The sequence below is a fragment of the Granulicoccus phenolivorans DSM 17626 = NBRC 107789 = JCM 15570 genome, from assembly GCF_000423085.1.
Classification (GTDB): domain Bacteria; phylum Actinomycetota; class Actinomycetes; order Propionibacteriales; family Propionibacteriaceae; genus Granulicoccus; species Granulicoccus phenolivorans.
This window is the reverse complement of sequence record NZ_AUHH01000008.1, coordinates 141692-158213: the sequence shown is the minus strand read 5'-3', so window position 1 is coordinate 158213 and position 16522 is coordinate 141692. Positions and strand designations below refer to the sequence as shown.

General features: G+C 68.7%; 18 protein-coding genes. 12 read left to right on the top strand and 6 right to left on the bottom strand.

From position 1 onward, the window contains the following. Positions 1-31: 31 nt before the first annotated feature. From G531_RS0104100 to G531_RS0104085, 4 genes are all read right to left on the bottom strand, one after another. Positions 32-1066: an alpha/beta hydrolase gene (locus G531_RS0104100; RefSeq protein WP_206079889.1), complete on the bottom strand. Its 1035-nt coding sequence runs from the start codon at positions 1064-1066 to the stop codon at positions 32-34. 98 nt (positions 1067-1164) lie between these two features. Continuing rightward, positions 1165-2175 (bottom strand): MAB_1171c family putative transporter, encoded by a 1011-nt coding sequence (locus tag G531_RS0104095; protein ID WP_026926277.1) that lies wholly within the window; start codon positions 2173-2175, stop codon positions 1165-1167. Continuing rightward, positions 2172-2636: a hypothetical protein gene (locus G531_RS0104090; protein ID WP_013601295.1), complete on the bottom strand. Its 465-nt coding sequence runs from the start codon at positions 2634-2636 to the stop codon at positions 2172-2174. Before G531_RS0104090 ends, G531_RS0104095 begins: the two co-directional genes overlap by 4 nt. A gap of 59 nt (positions 2637-2695) precedes the next feature. After that, on the bottom strand, positions 2696-3127 hold the full coding sequence (locus tag G531_RS0104085; RefSeq protein WP_013601296.1) for a hypothetical protein: 432 nt from the start codon (positions 3125-3127) through the stop codon (positions 2696-2698). Between the two features lie 310 nt (positions 3128-3437). Between G531_RS0104085 and G531_RS0104080 the strand changes: the two genes are divergently transcribed. The 9 genes from G531_RS0104080 (at position 3438) to G531_RS0104040 (ending at position 11134) form a co-directional block, all read left to right on the top strand. Then, positions 3438-4517: an ArdC-like ssDNA-binding domain-containing protein gene (locus G531_RS0104080; RefSeq protein ID WP_026926276.1), complete on the top strand. Its 1080-nt coding sequence runs from the start codon at positions 3438-3440 to the stop codon at positions 4515-4517. Next, positions 4517-5449, top strand: a complete 933-nt coding sequence (locus G531_RS0104075; RefSeq protein ID WP_013601298.1) for a bifunctional DNA primase/polymerase — start codon at positions 4517-4519, stop codon at positions 5447-5449. The genes G531_RS0104080 and G531_RS0104075 overlap by 1 nt, the downstream gene beginning before the upstream one ends. 32 nt (positions 5450-5481) lie before the next feature. Beyond that, the gene (locus G531_RS0104070; protein WP_013601299.1) at positions 5482-6129 is read left to right on the top strand and encodes a DUF2637 domain-containing protein; all 648 of its coding nucleotides are present in this window, start codon (positions 5482-5484) and stop codon (positions 6127-6129) included. Continuing rightward, the gene (locus G531_RS0104065) at positions 6126-6530 is read left to right on the top strand and encodes a hypothetical protein (protein ID WP_026926275.1); all 405 of its coding nucleotides are present in this window, start codon (positions 6126-6128) and stop codon (positions 6528-6530) included. The genes G531_RS0104070 and G531_RS0104065 overlap by 4 nt, the downstream gene beginning before the upstream one ends. 93 nt (positions 6531-6623) lie before the next feature. Beyond that, complete coding sequence (locus G531_RS0104060; protein ID WP_026926274.1) at positions 6624-7511, top strand: hypothetical protein; 888 nt, start codon at positions 6624-6626, stop codon at positions 7509-7511. After that, on the top strand, positions 7508-8509 hold the full coding sequence (locus G531_RS0104055; RefSeq protein WP_026926273.1) for a ParB N-terminal domain-containing protein: 1002 nt from the start codon (positions 7508-7510) through the stop codon (positions 8507-8509). Before G531_RS0104060 ends, G531_RS0104055 begins: the two co-directional genes overlap by 4 nt. Before the next feature lie 36 nt (positions 8510-8545). Continuing rightward, positions 8546-9238, top strand: coding sequence for a hypothetical protein (locus tag G531_RS0104050; RefSeq protein ID WP_026926272.1), 693 nt, complete (start codon positions 8546-8548; stop codon positions 9236-9238). 12 nt (positions 9239-9250) lie between these two features. Continuing rightward, positions 9251-10861 carry a M23 family metallopeptidase gene (locus G531_RS27070; RefSeq protein ID WP_026926271.1) on the top strand — a complete coding sequence of 537 codons (1611 nt, stop codon included), beginning with the start codon at positions 9251-9253 and terminating at the stop codon, positions 10859-10861. A 6-nt stretch (positions 10862-10867) separates the two neighbouring features. Beyond that, on the top strand, positions 10868-11134 hold the full coding sequence (locus G531_RS0104040) for a DUF6112 family protein (protein ID WP_026926270.1): 267 nt from the start codon (positions 10868-10870) through the stop codon (positions 11132-11134). 14 nt (positions 11135-11148) lie between these two features. On the opposite strand, the gene G531_RS0104035 is transcribed toward G531_RS0104040, so the two are convergent. Further along, a complete protein-coding gene (locus tag G531_RS0104035; protein ID WP_026926269.1) occupies positions 11149-12015 on the bottom strand; it encodes a TIGR02391 family protein in 867 nt (288 codons plus the stop codon). 163 nt (positions 12016-12178) lie between these two features. Between G531_RS0104035 and G531_RS0104030 the strand changes: the two genes are divergently transcribed. From G531_RS0104030 to G531_RS0104020, 3 genes are read left to right on the top strand one after another with little or no spacing between them, the layout of a single operon-like run. Then, on the top strand, positions 12179-12499 hold the full coding sequence (locus G531_RS0104030) for a DUF6112 family protein (protein ID WP_026926268.1): 321 nt from the start codon (positions 12179-12181) through the stop codon (positions 12497-12499). Positions 12500-12533: 34 nt separating this feature from the next. Then, positions 12534-13895 (top strand): hypothetical protein, encoded by a 1362-nt coding sequence (locus tag G531_RS0104025; protein WP_026926267.1) that lies wholly within the window; start codon positions 12534-12536, stop codon positions 13893-13895. A 3-nt stretch (positions 13896-13898) separates the two neighbouring features. Continuing rightward, the gene (locus tag G531_RS0104020) at positions 13899-15368 is read left to right on the top strand and encodes a PrgI family protein (protein ID WP_026926266.1); all 1470 of its coding nucleotides are present in this window, start codon (positions 13899-13901) and stop codon (positions 15366-15368) included. 2 nt (positions 15369-15370) lie between these two features. On the opposite strand, the gene G531_RS0104015 is transcribed toward G531_RS0104020, so the two are convergent. Then, positions 15371-16432, bottom strand: coding sequence for a CHAT domain-containing protein (locus G531_RS0104015; protein ID WP_026926265.1), 1062 nt, complete (start codon positions 16430-16432; stop codon positions 15371-15373). Positions 16433-16522 lie beyond the last annotated feature (90 nt).

The window sequence follows — 16522 nt, the reverse complement described above, 5'->3', positions numbered from 1 at the left end:
GGTTTCGAGAGTGGCCGCTGCGTTCTGCCGATCAGCGTGGGATGCGCACCTTGAGCCAGGCGGTCACCGTGTTCCGCCAGCGGTCCAGATCGCTGTTCCAGCAGAGGGTGTGGCCGGCATCGAAGGTCTCAAGCTCAACGAGGTCCGGGCGAGCGTCTCGGAGTGCTTGTGAGAGCCGGATCGGCACGGAGTCGTCTCGGGTGCCGTGGAGGATCAGGGTCGGCGTGTTGAGCTCTACGGCTCGGGATGTCCAGTCGAAGGTGGGAAGTGGGATGCGTCCTGGCAGGCCGACTGTGCGTGCCAGTGGGTCGAGGGTGAGCCACGGGATCGCGAGGTGCCCGGCTGCTGCAGGCCATCCGCTGCGGGCGCAGTTGGACTTGATGACTTCGGTCCAGTTGAGGACTGGGGAGTCGAGTACGAGCGCGGCGATCAGTCCCGGATGTCGCGGGTGGTCGGCGAGCTGGAGAGCGACAGCGGCACCCATCGACCAGCCGAAGATCACGACCTGTTCGGCTCCTCGTCGGACGGCGTACCCGATGGCCTCGTCAACGTCGCTCGTCTCTGCGTAGCCGAAGGTCGTCCGGCCGGTGCCAACTCGCGGCCCTTCTGCTGTGTTGCGGTAGCTGACGACGAGGGAGGTGTAGCCGAGTTCGGTTGCGGCGAGGACGCCGCGGAGGGTGCCGGCGCGGGTGCTGCCGAGGCCGTGGATGTGGATGGCCCAGGTCGCGAGGTCGCCGTCGATGCGCCAGGCCGGGCATGGTCCTGCGGGGGTCGTGATGGTGATGTCGCGTGTGTGGAGTCCGGCGTCGGCTGGGGTGGCGTAGTAGATGCCGCTCCAGGAGGCGCAATCGCCGGTCTTCGGAGTGAAACCCGATGTGGTGCCCGTGATCCTGCGAGCGACGCGGGTGGGTCCTCGATCGACGCTATCTGTGGCGAGCTGCGCCCAGCCGCCGTGCTCGAACCAGAGATTGTAGATGCCTGGCGCGGCGGCCTGGTCGGTGCGGTCGAGCACGATCAGGTCGCCGTCGTCGGTGTACTCGACGCCTCGAACGGTGAGGTCGAACATTCGTGGGCCGACGGGTGCGGTGAGCCGCCGCGCGATGGCCCACCCGACCCCGGCAACCGCTGCCGCCGCGGCCCCAGCGCCGAGAGCGATGCGGCCTATCACGACTCCCGCTCCTCGACGTAGGGAACGGGCGAGGTCGTCGCGAGGGCACTGTCGCTTCCGACGAGGTGGCTCTCGGCGCGTTCGAGCAGGTCGCGGTCGTCGGTGCTGATGTCGAAGGTGATGCGAGGGTCGATCATCGCGTCGCGGATTTCGACGATCACTCGGTGGAGGTGCCCTTCGGGGTCTTCGCTACTGGCGGCGAGGGGGTCGGCCTGGCTCAGCCCGGGCCGTGCGCGCGTCGCCTGGTGCCAAAGCGACTCCAGCTGCGCTGTGAGGGCGACGGTCTGCCTCTGCCGGGCGCGGTGCTGAGCGCGACGGACGGCAGGCTGGATCGCGAACCCGGCACAGAGGAACACGAAGGTCAGGACGGAGAGCGGATCGTAGGCGGACTGGATAGTGTGCATGAGGTCGAGGTGGCCCGTGGCGTGGGCAACGTCCATGACGATCACGGCGAGGCAGAGCGCGACGCCGAACGCCGACCCCAGGCTCAACAGTGCCGCGGGGAGGTGCTGGATGCCGGTGTTGTGCCGGTACTGCCTTATGGCGAGGACGAGCATCGCCACGACAATGACGAGGCAGTAGGTGAAGTTGATGATCGAGTAGACCGCCGCCGCTGGCTGTGCGCCGAGGTCGATCATAAATCGTGTGGTAGTGGTGCCGCGGTCGATGAGCAGGAACGATGCGGTGATCGCGAGCAGCGCGACGAGCAGGACGGGGATGCTGACGGCGGCTCGGACGAGCCTGGGCCGGTACTCGCCGGTCTTCATGACGCCGCGGCCGAGGAAGAACAGCCCGGTCATCAGGAGCGCGTCCGCGATCAGGGTGGCGAGGTTGGTGCCACCGAGCAGTCGATCGACGGCGCTGTAGGCGGCATCCACGTTGAGCGTCATCGCGATGGCGATGGTGAGGGCGGCGTAGGTGATGCTTCGGTCGGTGCGTTTGCGTCGGAAGATGAGCAGGCTCGCCACGAGCGCCCACATGAGCGTTGCGACGAGCGTCTGGATCATCCGAATATCTCCGAGTATCTGGACTCCGCGAACACCGACCCTCGGATGCCGGCGGCGAGCCGGTCGGCGAGGGACTCGGCGGCGATCTCGGTTTCGCTGTCGAGGTCTTGCCGCCTGAGCAGGCGACCTCTGGTGTACGGCGGGATGTTGGGCAGCAGTACCTCCCCGACTGCACAGCCGTCGCCTTCGCCGTGGCCAAGGATCATGTGGGCGAGCTCGTGGAGCACGAACTGCTGGCGATGCAGCGCGGAGTCGCTGCGGGCGTGAAGCACGACGTCTTCGGCATCGGTGGAGAGCCAGAGCGCGCAGAGGCCGTCGTGGGTGTCGAGGTCTGCGAGTTCGACGACGCGGAGCCTACGGTGCCGCCGGTCTTGGACGGTGTGGAGGAGATCGTCAAGGGCGAAGGTATTGCCGAGCTCAAGGCCCGCGACGGCCGCCGATACGGTCTGTTCGATCTTCACGGTTCGCCCCTTCTCTGTAGGGAGCAGGGACCGGTGGCGGCTCCATCGTGCGGTACCGGTCAGTGCTCGGGCATGTGTGTCATTTCCTCGTCCAGGAACTTGGTGATGGCGTGGAGTGCTTTCGGCGAGATATCGCCGAGGGTGCGGGCAGCGTAGGACTTCACCTTCGCGGCACGCATGGACCGAACCAGGTCGAGCTGCGCAGAGACCTTCTCGGGAGTGGCAGCACCGTCCTCGCCGAGCAGGAACGCGGCGTCCACGTCGAAGAACTCCGCGAGCCCTTCGAAGACGGCGGGGTCTTGGACGTAGCGGTGGCCGTTGACCATGTACGTCCAGCGCGACCGCGACAGGTTGGTGCCTCGTTCTTGGAGGTAGCCGGCGATCTGCGAGTAGGTCGGCTCCGTGCCGGACTCGGCGACGGCGACATCCATCAGGAGCCGCAGACGTTTGGCGAGGTCTTCGGCCGCAGCCTGGCTCTCGTCTTCGGTCATGACGGTGACCCCCTTCCCTTCGCAACGGGCAAGGCATCGATGTAGTCCACCCAGAAGGTGGTTGTGCATGCTCAACCGTACTCGTTGAGCATGCACAAATCAAGGCTTGCGCATGCTCAACGGTCAGTGTTAGAACAGGACTCCGGGGCATTTTGAGCATGCTCAATGTTGCGTCCCGGTCTCGGCTCGGGCTGCCTCAAGGAGGTGAACGATGTCCAGCTCACGGTCTGGGCGCGGGTGTTCGCGCCTACCTGCCAGGTGTACCGCCGCGCGCAGCCGCGTCGCGGCCCGCCGAAGAGGAGGCCGGAGCATGGCATCGAACGAGGACGCCCGCGCGGCGCGAGAGGCGAAGCTCGACGAGCTGCACGAGAAGCTGACCGGCGCGGTCGAGTCGCTGGTCTCGGGTGACGACTGGCGCCAGGCGCTCGCCTTCGCGGCGCGGTTCCGGTCGCGGTCGTTCAACAACACGATGCTGATCTGGGTGCAGCACGAAGCCGCGTTCGAGGCAGGCCGCGTGCCCGAACCCTTCCCCACCCTGGTTGCCGGGTACCGGCAGTGGCAGGGGCTCGGTCGGCAGGTGATGAAGGGCCAGCCGGGCTACATGATCTTCGCGCCCGTGACGGGCCGGTTCGCCACCGCGACCCCTGCCGATGCGGGCTCGTGGCGGCGGCTCGGGCCGAGGGAGACGCCGAAGGCCGGCGAGGTGGTGCGCTCGCGGATGGTCGGAGCCCGGCCGGCCTACGTGTGGGATGCCTCCCAGACCGACGGAGAACCATTGCCAGTTCCGCCCGCTCCGACGCTGCTGGAAGGCGAAGCACCCTCGGGGCTGTGGGACGGGCTGGCCGGGCAGATTCGCGGCGCGGGGTTCGAGGTGCTGCGGGTGCCACACGAGGGGATGATCTCCGGCGCGAACGGCATGACCGACTATGAGGAGCGCACGGTAGCGGTGCGGGAGAACATGGACCCTGCTGCGCAGGTCAAGACGCTCGCGCACGAGCTGGCGCACGTGCTGATGCACGATCCCGACGACGAGGAAGCACGTCAGCATCGCGGCATCCGCGAGGTCGAAGCCGAGTCCGTCGCGCTGATGATCGGTGCCGCGCACGGCATGGACACCACCGGGTACACGATCCCGTACGTCTCGACCTGGGCCGCCCGCGTGGACGGCCAAGAGCCCGTCCAGGTGGTGCAGTCCACCGGCGAGCGGGTGCGGAAGACCGCGCTGGCGATCCTCGACCAGCTCGACACGCTCCAGGTCGGCGACGGCACCCCGCCCGGACTCGAACGCGACGCTCCCAGTCCGCGCACCTCCCGTACGGCTGCGAACTCGGTGGAGACCGATCGTCCGCGTGCTGCGTCGGCGCCAGCGCTGGCAGGGCGGAGGCTGTGATGCCCGAAGCATTCGATGTCCTGGCGGCGCTCATTCGCGTGGATCGTTCACCGAGCCTGGGGCTCGCGGCGCGGAGCCTCGCGGCGGCTGGCGTGCCCGTGTTTCCGTGCGTCGTCGAGGGGAAGCGTCCGCTGACCCGCCGTGGGTTCCTCGATGCGAGCAGCGACCCGGAACAGGTTGCCGCGTGGTGGTCGCGCACACCGAACGCGAACATCGGCATCCCGACCGGCGCTCCATCCGGCGTTGTCGTCGTCGATGTCGATGTCCACGGCCCCCACGACGGCCGCGCGGCGTTCCAGCGCGCCACCGACGCGGGGCTCGTCGATGGCGCGGGTCTGCTCGTGCGCACACCCACCGGAGGCGCGCACGTGTACTTCCCGGCGACCCCGGGCCGCGAGCAGCGGTCGTGGCAGGCAGCCACCGCGGGCGTCGACTTCCGGGGCGACGGCGGCTACATCATCGCTCCTCCCTCCCGGCGAATCATCGACGGCAGTGTGTGCCGCTACGAGGTCGCGGACATCGCCGCGCACTCGGTCGGTCATGTGGACGCGGCCCGTCTGCGGGACTTCCTCGACCCGCGCCCCGTCGCTCCACTACGCGCCAGCAGCGGCTCGATGGATGAGGATGCTGAGCGGTTGGCGACGTGGGTCGCTGGGCGGGGTGAGGGCGAGCGGAACCGAGGCCTGTTCTGGGCTGCCTGCCGCCTCGCAGAGAACGGCGTCTCGCCCGCCGAGGCGCTCGATGCGCTGGGTGCTGCGGCACAGTCGGCGGGTCTGGGTGATCGCGAGATCACCACGACCGTGCGCTCCGCCTACCGAGCCACCCAGCCCGCATCCGAAGTGACGCCCGGCGGCCGGAGCCAGAGCGCGGGTCGGTGGTTCGGTCGCTCGGCGAGCCCACCGTCCGCAGCCTTGGGGAGGGCTGGGCTGTGAGGCGTGAATCGGGAGGGCGGCGCTGGGCCGCGATGACGGCGGTCGCGGGGACGGTGTTCATCGCCGCCGGGGCGTTCTGGCTGTCGTTCACGTCGTTGGCCGATCTGGCTGCTCGCTCCGGGATCGGGGCTGGGCAGGCGTGGGCGTGGCCGCTGATCGTGGACGGCATCATCGTCGTCGCCACGGTTGCCGTCGTCGCGCTCGCCGGGCAGCGCTCGGCCTGGTATCCGTGGGCGCTGCTGGTAGGCGGCGCGCTCGTGTCGGTGACGGCGAACGCCATTCATGCTGTCGTCGCCGCGGACGCCGACGTGCCAAGGATGCTCGCGGCCTCGGTCGCCGCGGTGCCGCCCGTCGTGCTGCTGGCCATCACGCACCTGACCGTGATTCTCACCCGCACCACCGACCCCCATGCGGAACCCGCCACTGCCGACTCGTTCTCGACGAACACCGCGGATTCGATGCCTGCGCTGCCGCCTGGCGAGATGGAGGCCAACCGTCGCGATGAGGGTGTGGCGGATCGGCGGGCGCTGGGGTGGGAGCTGCGCGAGGCGGGCTGGTCGAACAAGCGGATCGCCCGCGAACTCGGGGTGCATCCCTCGACCGTGGGCCGCTGGTTCGCCGTCGCGCACCTCACTGACACCACTGACACCGCCGACGAGCGGGAGGAGACGATCCCATGAACACCACTGAGAACCCCCAGCGCAACGATTCCGCGAGGCCCGATCCCGCACGGCTGGTGCCCGAGGAGCCGCGGGAGCGCCCCGAGTCGGTCGAAGTGATGAGTACGCCGGAGGCGGTGCGGGCCGCGCCGGTCGCCCGCGACGGCAAGCGGCACGCGCTCGTTCGTGGGCGAGGCGTGGAGTGGGTGCGCCCCACTGACTTGATCGCCCGGCACTCGGCGCACGCGGCCGGGCGGGGTCTCGACTTCCAGGCCGAGCTGGCACGCCGCACCCGCACCCCGCTCGGTGCAGGTGTTCGTCGTCTCGGGGATCGCGCCCGGCGGTTGCCGCCGATCTCGGCGTTCGGGTGCAGCACCGCACCTGCCTCGCAGGTGTCCCGCTCCGGGGTCTCGATGAGTTGACGGTGGTGACAGGTCATGGCTGCGACGGCATCGGCATGCAGGACGCGCTCGTGGGAGCGAGTGCGCACCTGCCTGCCAGGAGGTGCCGACACCATGACCAGACCAACCAGCACCAGCACCGAGCAGACGGCCGACGGGGCTGAGGACTTCACCACCGGCGAGGGCCTGCGTGCCCTGCTCAATCGCCTCGCCGAGGGCGGCGAGGATGCCTGGGTTCACGACCCGGTGGCCCGCGACCTGATGGAGTTCGCCGCCGACAAGTACCGCGCTCTCGCGAGGAAACACAGGCTCGACACCTGGGAAGCGGTGACGGCGGCGTTCGACGCGATGCAGTACCGCTCGACCCGCGAGGCCAACGATCCGTGGGCGATCATCACCCACGCCGTGCGGATCACCTGCGTCTACGAGGAACGCGCCCAAGGCCTGCTCTGCTCGGTGCACCAGGCTCGTCGCGCGCACGTTTCGGCGTTCCACGATCCTGAACGGTTCTCCGAACGCGACACCGCGCTGGCCGACTATCATCCCGCGTTCCACACCACCGACCTGCGTCCCAGCGACCTCGAACCGGAACCGCGCGACAGTCTCGGGTCAGCGCAAGCGTGCATGTCCGCTGGATCGGCGGCCGAGGACGCCATCGCGATGCTGTGCCTGCTCGACTGGCCCGCCGACACCGCACGGGCCGCGGTCGAGCACGTCTGCGGGGCGTTGACGAAAGCCGGCACCCGCCAGTCCGCCTACGAGACGCTGCGCCGCGACCGGCACGCGCGGGCACTGCTCGACCTCCCGCGCCGCTCCTGGGCCGCACTGCTGAAGGCGCTGCTCGGGAACCCGCACCCGGCCTACGTCGCCACCAGCAGCGGTCGCGGCATCCTGCTCCGGCTGCTGCTGGGCGAAACGCTCGACCTACTGCTCCGCGACGACGATCTGATCCTCGCGCTCGCTCTGGCCGCTCCGAGTGGTGGAGGCGGTGAGTCGTCGTGACCGGGCCACAGATCGGCAGCATCCAGCTCGACCGCACCGTCGAGTCGATCCTCGTCGGCACCCGGCACCGCGCCGACCTCGGCGACATCGACGCCCTCGCGGCATCCATCGGGCGCGACGGATTGCTGCAACCACTCACCATCACGATCGACGGCGTACTGGTGTGCGGGGCACGACGCCTGGCCGCGATCAAGAAGCTCGGCTGGCGCACCGTCAACGTGTGGGTGCGCAGCGGCCTGTCCGACCGGCTCGGGCAGCTCCTCGCCGAGCAGGACGACAACATGCTCCACAAGCCCTACACCCAGCTCGAAGCCGCCGGCCTCTACCGCGAGATCAAGCAGGTCATGGCCGAAGACGCCGCCCGTCGCAAGAGCGCGACCCAGTTCAGCAGCGAGAACCAGCCAGGAAACGACGGTGGTGCAAAATTTGCACCACCGTCGAGCGGGCCGCTTGGGAAGGCCCGGGAGCAGGCGGCGGCGATGATTCCGGGTGGCGCGTCGCACACGACGCTGGAGAAGATCGGCTACCTCGAAGACATCGCTGGCAACCCTGCTCTGCCAGAGACTCTGCGCGCCGAGGCCGCCGCCGGGTTGGGTCGGATCGAGGCCGGTGACGCGGTGCATCCGATCTATCAAGCGATCCGCGATGCCGACACCGCTGCGCGGGAGCGGCGCGAGGCAGAGATGCACGCTCGCGCCGAAGCAGCCGTGGCCCAGGCGAAGTCGATCAAGAAGGGCAAGCGCACCCCACCCAAGCCGTTGCCGCTCGTCACCGGCGACGGCCAACCCGTCCGCTACCCGCTTCGCGCGTTCGTGCAGACCTGGGGCGAGCTCACCAACTGGTGGACCCACTACGACGCCGACACACTCGCCGCCGAGTTAACCGACGAGCAGTTCGAGAACTTCCTCACCACCACCGACGGCACCGTCCGGTTCGCCGACGCCCTCCGTGCCGCACGCGAAGACGCGGTGGAGCGGCCACGACTCCGCGCGCTCTGACCGCTGGCATGGGTGTCGGATGTGCACCTGCTCGGCATGAGCCCTGCACCCACCGATCCCCGGAACCGCCGCCGACTCGTCGCCCTCATCGCCGCCGGCATCGTCCTGCTGCTCCTCGCCAGTGTCGGCGTCTACGGACTCCTCACCGGCCCCCGCACCAGCACCAGCACCGATCCCGGCCCGGAGCCTGGCCCGACCACGACGGCACCGCCGACCGTGGCACCGAGCACGCCCCGGACACCACGGGTTCCAGCGGTTCCGCGTTCGGTAGACCCCGAGACCTTCGCTCGCGGCGTCGCGTCCACGCTGTTCGCGTGGGACACCGCCTCGGGGCTGTGGCCGCTGGACTACAGCCCGACGATCCTCGCGGTCGGTGACCCCAGCGGGGACGAACAGGCGGGGCTGGCCTCCGACGTAGCCGTCTACCTGCCGACCCGAGACGCCTGGATCGAGCTGCGGCAATACGCCACCCGCCAACACCTCACCATCGAGGCCGCGTACGTCCCCGACGGCTGGGCCGACGCGGCAGCGCAGGCCCAGCCGGGGCAGCTCGCGGCAGGAACGACGGCCGTCACGATCGAGGGCACCCGCTACCGTGCCGGGGTCTGGAACGGGCAACCGGTCACCAGCGAGCATCCGGTCGCGTTCACCGTGTTCGTCGTCTGCGCCCCGACCTACCCGACCTGTCATCTGCTGCGGCTCTCGCAGCTCGACAACCCGCTGCGCTGAAGGGCTGGCGTCGTGTTCCGCAAAGCCACCATCGCAGCGCTGGCACTGCTGTTCTTCGCCCCCGCCGCCACGCTCCTCGGGATCGGGGTGCTGATGAACCCCGCCGCTGCGTACTGCGCCACACCTGCCGGGAGCGTGAACCTCGGACCGATCCCGGACGCGCTCACCGTGACCACCGCGAACGACGAGACCTTCACGCTGAATCGTCAGCAGCTCACGCACGCGGCCACGATCATCACGGTCGGCAACGGCATCACCAACGTGGGCAGGCCGGGAATCAAGATCGCGCTGATGGCCGCGCTCACCGAGTCCACGCTGCGGATGCTCACCAACACCGGCACCTACCCCGACTCGGCGAACTACCCGAACGACGGCAACGGCGGCGACCACGACTCCCTCGGCCTGTTCCAGATGCGCCCCCAATCCGGGTGGGGCACCGTCGCCGAGTTGATGGACCCGAACTATCAGGCGCAGGCGTTCTTCGGCGGGCCGACCGGCCCGAACTACCCCTCGCCGCGCGGGCTGCTCGACATCCCCGGCTGGCAACAGATGGACCCTGGCGAAGCCGCCCAAGCCGTCGAGGTCTCCGCCTTCCCCGACGGCTACCGCAACTACGCGCCCGTCGCCGACAGCATCCTCGCCGCCCTCACCACAGGCGGCGGTGCCGCTAGCGGCGCGGGCGGCCCGGCGGTCTTGTCGTCGCGGGTGGTGTTCCCGCTGCCCGAGGGCACCTGGGTGCTGACCTCGCCGTTCGGGATGCGAGTGCACCCGATCACGGGCGAACGGAAGATGCACACCGGCACCGACTTCGCCGCGCCCGACGGCACGCCGATCCTCGCCGCCGCGGATGGCACCGTGACCGTCGCGGAGTTCTCCGGTGGGTACGGCGGCCTCATCGTCATCGAGCACACCATCGACGGCCAGACCGTCGCCACGGCCTACGCGCACATGTGGCAGAGCGGCATCCACGTCCGTCCCGGTGACCGCGTGAACGCAGGGCAGCACATCGGCGATGTCGGCTCCTCGGGCATGAGCACCGGCGCACATCTGCACTTCGAGGTCCGGCCCGGCGGCACGAACGGGGAAGCCATCGACGCCGCCGCCTGGCTCAATGAGCACGGGGCTGCGAACCTGCCGACAGCGACCAGCGGATCACCCGCCGCCTGCAACAACACCACTGCGGGCACGCCGACCGGCGTCGATGGAGACCCCGACCGGCTCGTCGACGATCCCACCAGCTCGGGCAAGATCACCGCCCGCATGCTCCACCTCTACCAGCAGACCCTCGCAGCGTTCCCCGACACCGGCTGGGGCTGCTACTCACCACGCCCCGGCACCAAGTCCGAGCATCCCCTCGGCAGGGCTTGCGACATCACCTTCGGCAACCGCATCGGCCAGCGACCCACCCCGGCACAACTCGACGCCGGCTGGAAGGTCACCAACTGGATGAAGGACAACGCCGACGTGCTCGGCGTCGAGTACCTGATCTGGCAAGGCCAAATCTGGTCCGTCGCCCGCGACGCCGAGGGCTGGCGGCCATACAACGGCGGAGGCATGCACGACCCCGCCTCCATCACCGGCGGCCACTACGACCACCTCCACCTCACCGTCAAGGCAGGGTGACCTGCAATGGGTGTCTTCCCCGACTTCGACGGACTCGGCGGCATCGGCGACCTCCGCGCCGTGGTCGGCGCGCTCCTGACGTTCGTCCTGATCGTGGCCGTCCTCATGCTCATCGTCTCCGCGATCGTCTGGGCGATCGCGACGGCCCACGGAAACTACGCGACCGCCAGCAAAGGCCGCATCGGTGTCCTCGTCTCCGTCGGCGCGGCCGTCCTCGCCGGAGGCGGCGTGGCCTGGATGAACTGGCTACTCACAGTCGGTTCAAGTTTGTAGCTGCGGCTTCGCGGTCATCGGTCTGATTCCTCCGCGTCGGCGCTCGCTGTCTCGCACTGGTCGAGCAGGCGCGCGAGGTAACTGTATGCCGCGAGGCGCTCCATCGCTTCCTGCTCGGACAGTTCGGTGCGCGTGTGCGTCGTCACGTTGCGGACCGTGAGGTTCAGACCAGTGGCCAGCGCGTTGAGGGCCTTAGCGAGCGGTTCAAGACCGCCGCGCATGCTCTTCACCGTCTTGTCATCCGACCCTCCCGGCCAGGTGAGCTTCGGCTTGCCCGGTTCAGGAGCGCCCGACGATAACGTCTGCTGCCAGAAGACCGTGTCATCGACATCGTTCCGGCCGAGACGTTCCTTCCAGTGGACCGTGAGGCCTTCGGCTGCTTCACGAACTGCAACTCGGTACTGATGCGTCGTCCAATGGGCGGAAGCACCAGCCCAGACCACGGGGTGAAACTGTGCGGGAGCGAAGGTCGGAAGGTCAGAGTCGGTACGTGACTCGGCGTCGACGATCATCGCGTCGAGCCTGCCCTTGACGTTGGCGGTCGTAGTCCGAATATCCCGAGGCGCGATGGGGGCCTTGGGCGCAGACATAAATGACCAGTTAGAGATCGGGTCGATCGCTCCGAGACCAGCGATCCCAATGTAGGCACCGGTCACTGACACAGCGCTCGCCGCCAGGCCAGCAGCCTCCGCGACACCGAGTTCGAGCCGTTGAACCTCGCTCTGGTCCTGGCCTTCCTTTGTCCACACAGTAGGAAAGAGGCCGCGCGCCGACATGTGATCCGACTCAACCTGAGTGCTCATCCAGGCGTCGAACGCTTCCTCGAACTTCTCAACAGCGGCACGCAACCGCTGGAGGTAATCCACCCCGTACTGACTCATGTTCCTTGCACCTCTCGTCCGGCGGTCCCGTGCGGGCGAGCGACGCACAGATACTCCAAGGCTACGGGCGGCCACCGACAGGGACGGCGACGAGCGCGCACCTGTCGCGTGTACCCCGTCTGCGAGTTCGTGGGCGGGCCGCCCGTCGCCAAGGAGACCTACCGTGTTCGATCTGCTCGCCAACGTCATGTCCGCGCCGCTGCTGGTGCCAATGGACATCAACATCGACCCCAACACCAACGGCCTGCCGGGGATCAACCAACTGCGCACCATCGTCGGCGCGGTGATGACCATCGGCCTCATCCTGTCCGTGCTCGCGCTGATCGTGTCCGCGATCGTGTGGGGCTTCGGCGCGAACTCCTCCAACCCACACCTCGCCTCGCGCGGGAAGATCGGCGTCCTCGTCTCCTGCGGCGCTGCGGTGATCTGCGGCTCGAGCGTGACGCTCATCAACTTCTTCTGGAACGTCGGCCAGTCCGTCTGACCCGCCCCATCGTCGTCGAGAGCTGGTGTTCGTGATGGGCGTGTGCGACGTTCCCGTGATCTCCTCGGTGTGCGATGCCGTCGGCGAAGGAGCCGCGTCGTTGGTCGCGGCCCCGTTCGACTGGCTCGCGCAGGCGATGGGTGCCGCCGCCGGGTGGCTGTTCGAGGCGGTCTGGTCGGTCTTCGACACCACGACGCTGGTGGATGTCACCAAGCCCGGCTACATCGCCGTCTACAACCTGCTGTTCGGCATCGCCGTCTTCGTGATGCTGATCTTCTTCTGCCTCCAACTCATCACCGGGCTGATCCGCCGCGACCCCACCGCCCTGACCCGCGCCGCGCTCGGCCTGGCGAAGTCCGTCCTCGGATCGTTTGTCGTCATCACGCTCACGGCACTGCTGCTGGAAGTCGTCGATCAACTGTGCATCGGGATCGTGCAAGCCGCCGGAGAGACCACCGAGTCGATGGGCGACAAGATCGCCCTCCTCGCCGCAGGGCTGGTCGGCATCAACATCGCCGCTCCCGGTGTCGGCGCCATCATCACGATCTTCATGGCTGGCCTCGCGATCACCGCCGCCGCGATCGTGTGGCTGTCCCTCCTCGTCCGGAAAGCGCTCCTGCTGGTGGCGGTCGTGTTCGCGCCGCTCGCGTTCAGCGGTGCCTCGTGGGACGCCTCGCGGGGGTGGATCGGGAAGTGGGCGATGTTCGTCGTCGCGCTGATCTGCTCCAAGCTCGTGCTCGTCGTGATGTTCCTCGTCGCGATCACCCAGGTCTCCGCACCGATCGACGCCGACCTCGCCTCGGTCAGCGATCCCATCGCGGGGATCGTGCTGATGGCGATGGCCGCGTTCGCCCCGTATCTCACGTACAAGTTCATCGCGTTCGTCGGGTTCGACATGTACCACGCGATCGGCTCCGAGCAGGACGCCAAGAGCGCACTCAACCGCCCGATCCCCGTCCCGACCAAGCCGCAAGGAGGCGGCGATCGGAAGAAGGTGCTCGACGGGAGCAGCAGTGGCGGCGGGAACGCGGGCGGAGGCTCCGGTGGAGGAAGTAGCACACCGCCACCGCCGAAGACCCCGGCACCGGCACCCGCCGCGGGTGGTGGAGGTGCCGCCGCAGGCGGGGGCGGCGCGGCCGCGGCCGGCCCCGTGGCCGCAGGGGTGGTGGTCGGGGCGAGTGTCGCCAAGGGTGCCGCGACCGCCGGGCCGAAGGCCGGAACGGCGCTGGGAACCCAGGGCGAGCACGCCGCCGACGCAGCCGCGCAGACAACGCCACCGCCCGCCGCCTCACCTGCGGCACCGCCGTCAATCTCGGCACCACGACCGCCGAGCACCGACCCGTCACCGCCGCCGAAGCAGCCCCCGCCGCCCGCGCCACGCCCACCAAAGGAGTAGATGATGAGCAGCACGAACCAGGACCGGCCCACTGCGGGTGAACTCGTGCCGGTGAAGTTCTCCCGCCTCACCCGCCGCGGCGTCCTCCTCGGCCTGTCGCTGACCCAGCTCATCACACTCGCCATCGGCGGAGCCACACTCATCGGCGCGTTCTACGCCGGAGGTGGGATGCTGCTCGCCTACAGTGCCCCGATCTGGGTACTCGCCGCCGCGCTGACTTGGATACCGATCGCGGGCCGGCCGATCGTGGAGTGGCTGCCCATCGCCTGCTGGTGGCTGTGGCGTACCACCGGCGGACAACTGCTGTACCGGCGCAGGATCGTCGTCCCGCGCCCCGTCGGCACCCTCGCACTGCCCGGCGACATGGCGCGACTGCGCGAGTACACCGACCCCGACACCGGAGCGGGGATGATCCACGACCCCCACGCCGCCACGTTGACCGTGGTGTGCGAGGTCACCCATCCCGCGTTCGTGCTCCTCGATCCCGGCGAGCAGGAACGCCGCGTCAGCTCCTGGGGCCGGGTGCTGGCCACCGTCTGCCGCTCCGGGCGGATCGCGACTCTTCAGGTCTTGGAGCGGACTCTGCCGGACTCCGGCACCGGACTGGCCGAATGGTGGGCCACCCACGGCACCCCGGACGGATCATGGGCGGCCGACACCTACGCAGAACTCATCGACCGTGCCGGACCCGCCGGCGAACGCCACGCCACCACCCTCTCGCTGTCACTGGACATGAAGACCAGCGCTCGGCAGATCAGGACCGCGGGCGCCGGGATGCGCGGTGCTGCCGCCGTGCTGCGCCAAGAGATGAACACTCTCATCGCGGCGCTTCGCTCCGCCGACCTCTCGCCGTCGGGATGGCTGACACCAGGGCACATCGCGGTGATGCTGCGTTCCGCCTACGACCCAGCGATCGCCGCCACGCTGGAACGGCACGGCAGGCTCGGCCAGTCCCTCGCGACCGCAGGGCCGGTTGCGGTCACCGAGACCTGGGGCAAGCTGCGCACCGACTCCGCCCACCACGCGGTGCTCTGGGTCAGCGAGTGGCCCAGGTCGCTCGTCTATCCGGGATTCCTGTCGCCCGTGCTGCTGTCCACCGGCATCCAGCGGTCGTTCTCGCTGATCTGCACCCCGATGCGCTCCGATGCCGCTGCTCGCGACATCCGCAGGAAGAAGGTCGAGCACATCTCCGACCAGGCCCAGCGCGCGAAGATCGGCCAGATCGAGGACGCCTCGCAGACCGCCGAGTATCACGACGTGCTCCAGCAAGAAGCCGACCTCACCGCCGGCCACGGCATCCTCCGCTACACCGGCCTCATCGCCGTCTCTGCGCCCACCGGCGAAGAGCTCGATGCCGCCGTCGCCGCGATCGAGCAGGCCGCGATCCAAGCCTCCTGTGAGACGCGGCTGCTCGTCGGCCAGCAAGCCGCCGCCTTCACCGCCGCCGCGCTCCCGCTCTGCCGGCGGGTCTGAGTTCAGCCTTCAGGGCTGACGAGGATCGTGGCTGATGGATCGACATCGGGTGCCCAAGCAAGGGTCGGCAGGTCAGCGCTTTCCAGTCCCGCGAGTTCGAGCGCAGCCTGTCCCGACAGATGCGAAGAGATGATGGACTGCCCGTTTGCGACTGCCGCGTAGAACTGTGCGGCGTAGTTGATCGCATCGGCGTCTTCGATGCTGTCGGCCATCCCGATCGCGAACGGCACGACTCGAGCCACCAGGTCGTCGATCTGGGCTGCGGAGCGACACGAGTTCAGCAGGACGAGGAGCGGAGGATCGTCGGTTGCGCTGATCGCGCGTGCGAAGGCTAGCGCCGTCACGATCACTCCCTCGTGGGGTTCGTCTGCTTCATCCTCAAAGACGATCAGGTCGTCGTTGCTGTGGCCCGAGAAGTGGACCACGTGAGGACGGAACTTCGTGATGCCGTCCAGTAGGTCAGCCGTAGTTGCTGCTGGCCGCACATCGAGTTCGATCTGGTCACGGTGCAAAGCCGACTCGACCGCTGCCCGGATGCGCTTCTGCTCCCTTCCAACGCGGAGGTCACCTTCGGCCGAAGCACCCAGCATGAGCACTCGGAGCTTCTCCGGCTTGGGCGCTGGGAGCTGACGCAGCGCGTGACTGACGGCTACCTCGGCACCGCTGATCCGCGATTCAAGCTGGGCACGTTCAGCCGCCGCCCGCCGGTCGGCACGCTGCTGCTCGCTCTTTCGGCGTCTCTCGGCGGCATCGGCCTCCGACTGTTCGGCACGGGAGAGCTTGGTCTGTAGCGCGGCCTCGTCCTTCGCGTAGCCGGCTGCCCGGGTCTGCCAGCGGCTGGCCTCCTTGCCCGCAGTCTCCGCTTCCTTCTCGCGGCGCTCGGCGTCCCGCAACTTGCTGCTGCGGGTGGAACTGCTCGTCGTCTTTGCGGCAGCCTGCCGCGCCTTGGCGGCATCGGCTCGCTTCGAGGACTCCTTCGACCGGTACTCACCCGCCTTCTTGTCCGCGTCGATCCGCTGTTTGCGCTTGCGGTCAAGCTGTCCTCGGTACTGACTTGCGCTCACTCTGTCGGGCTCCTGCCTCGTTTGCCCTCGTGTCATCTACAACGCTAGGCCGCACCACCGACATTTTCCGTTCGCTGGTGCGCACCTCCC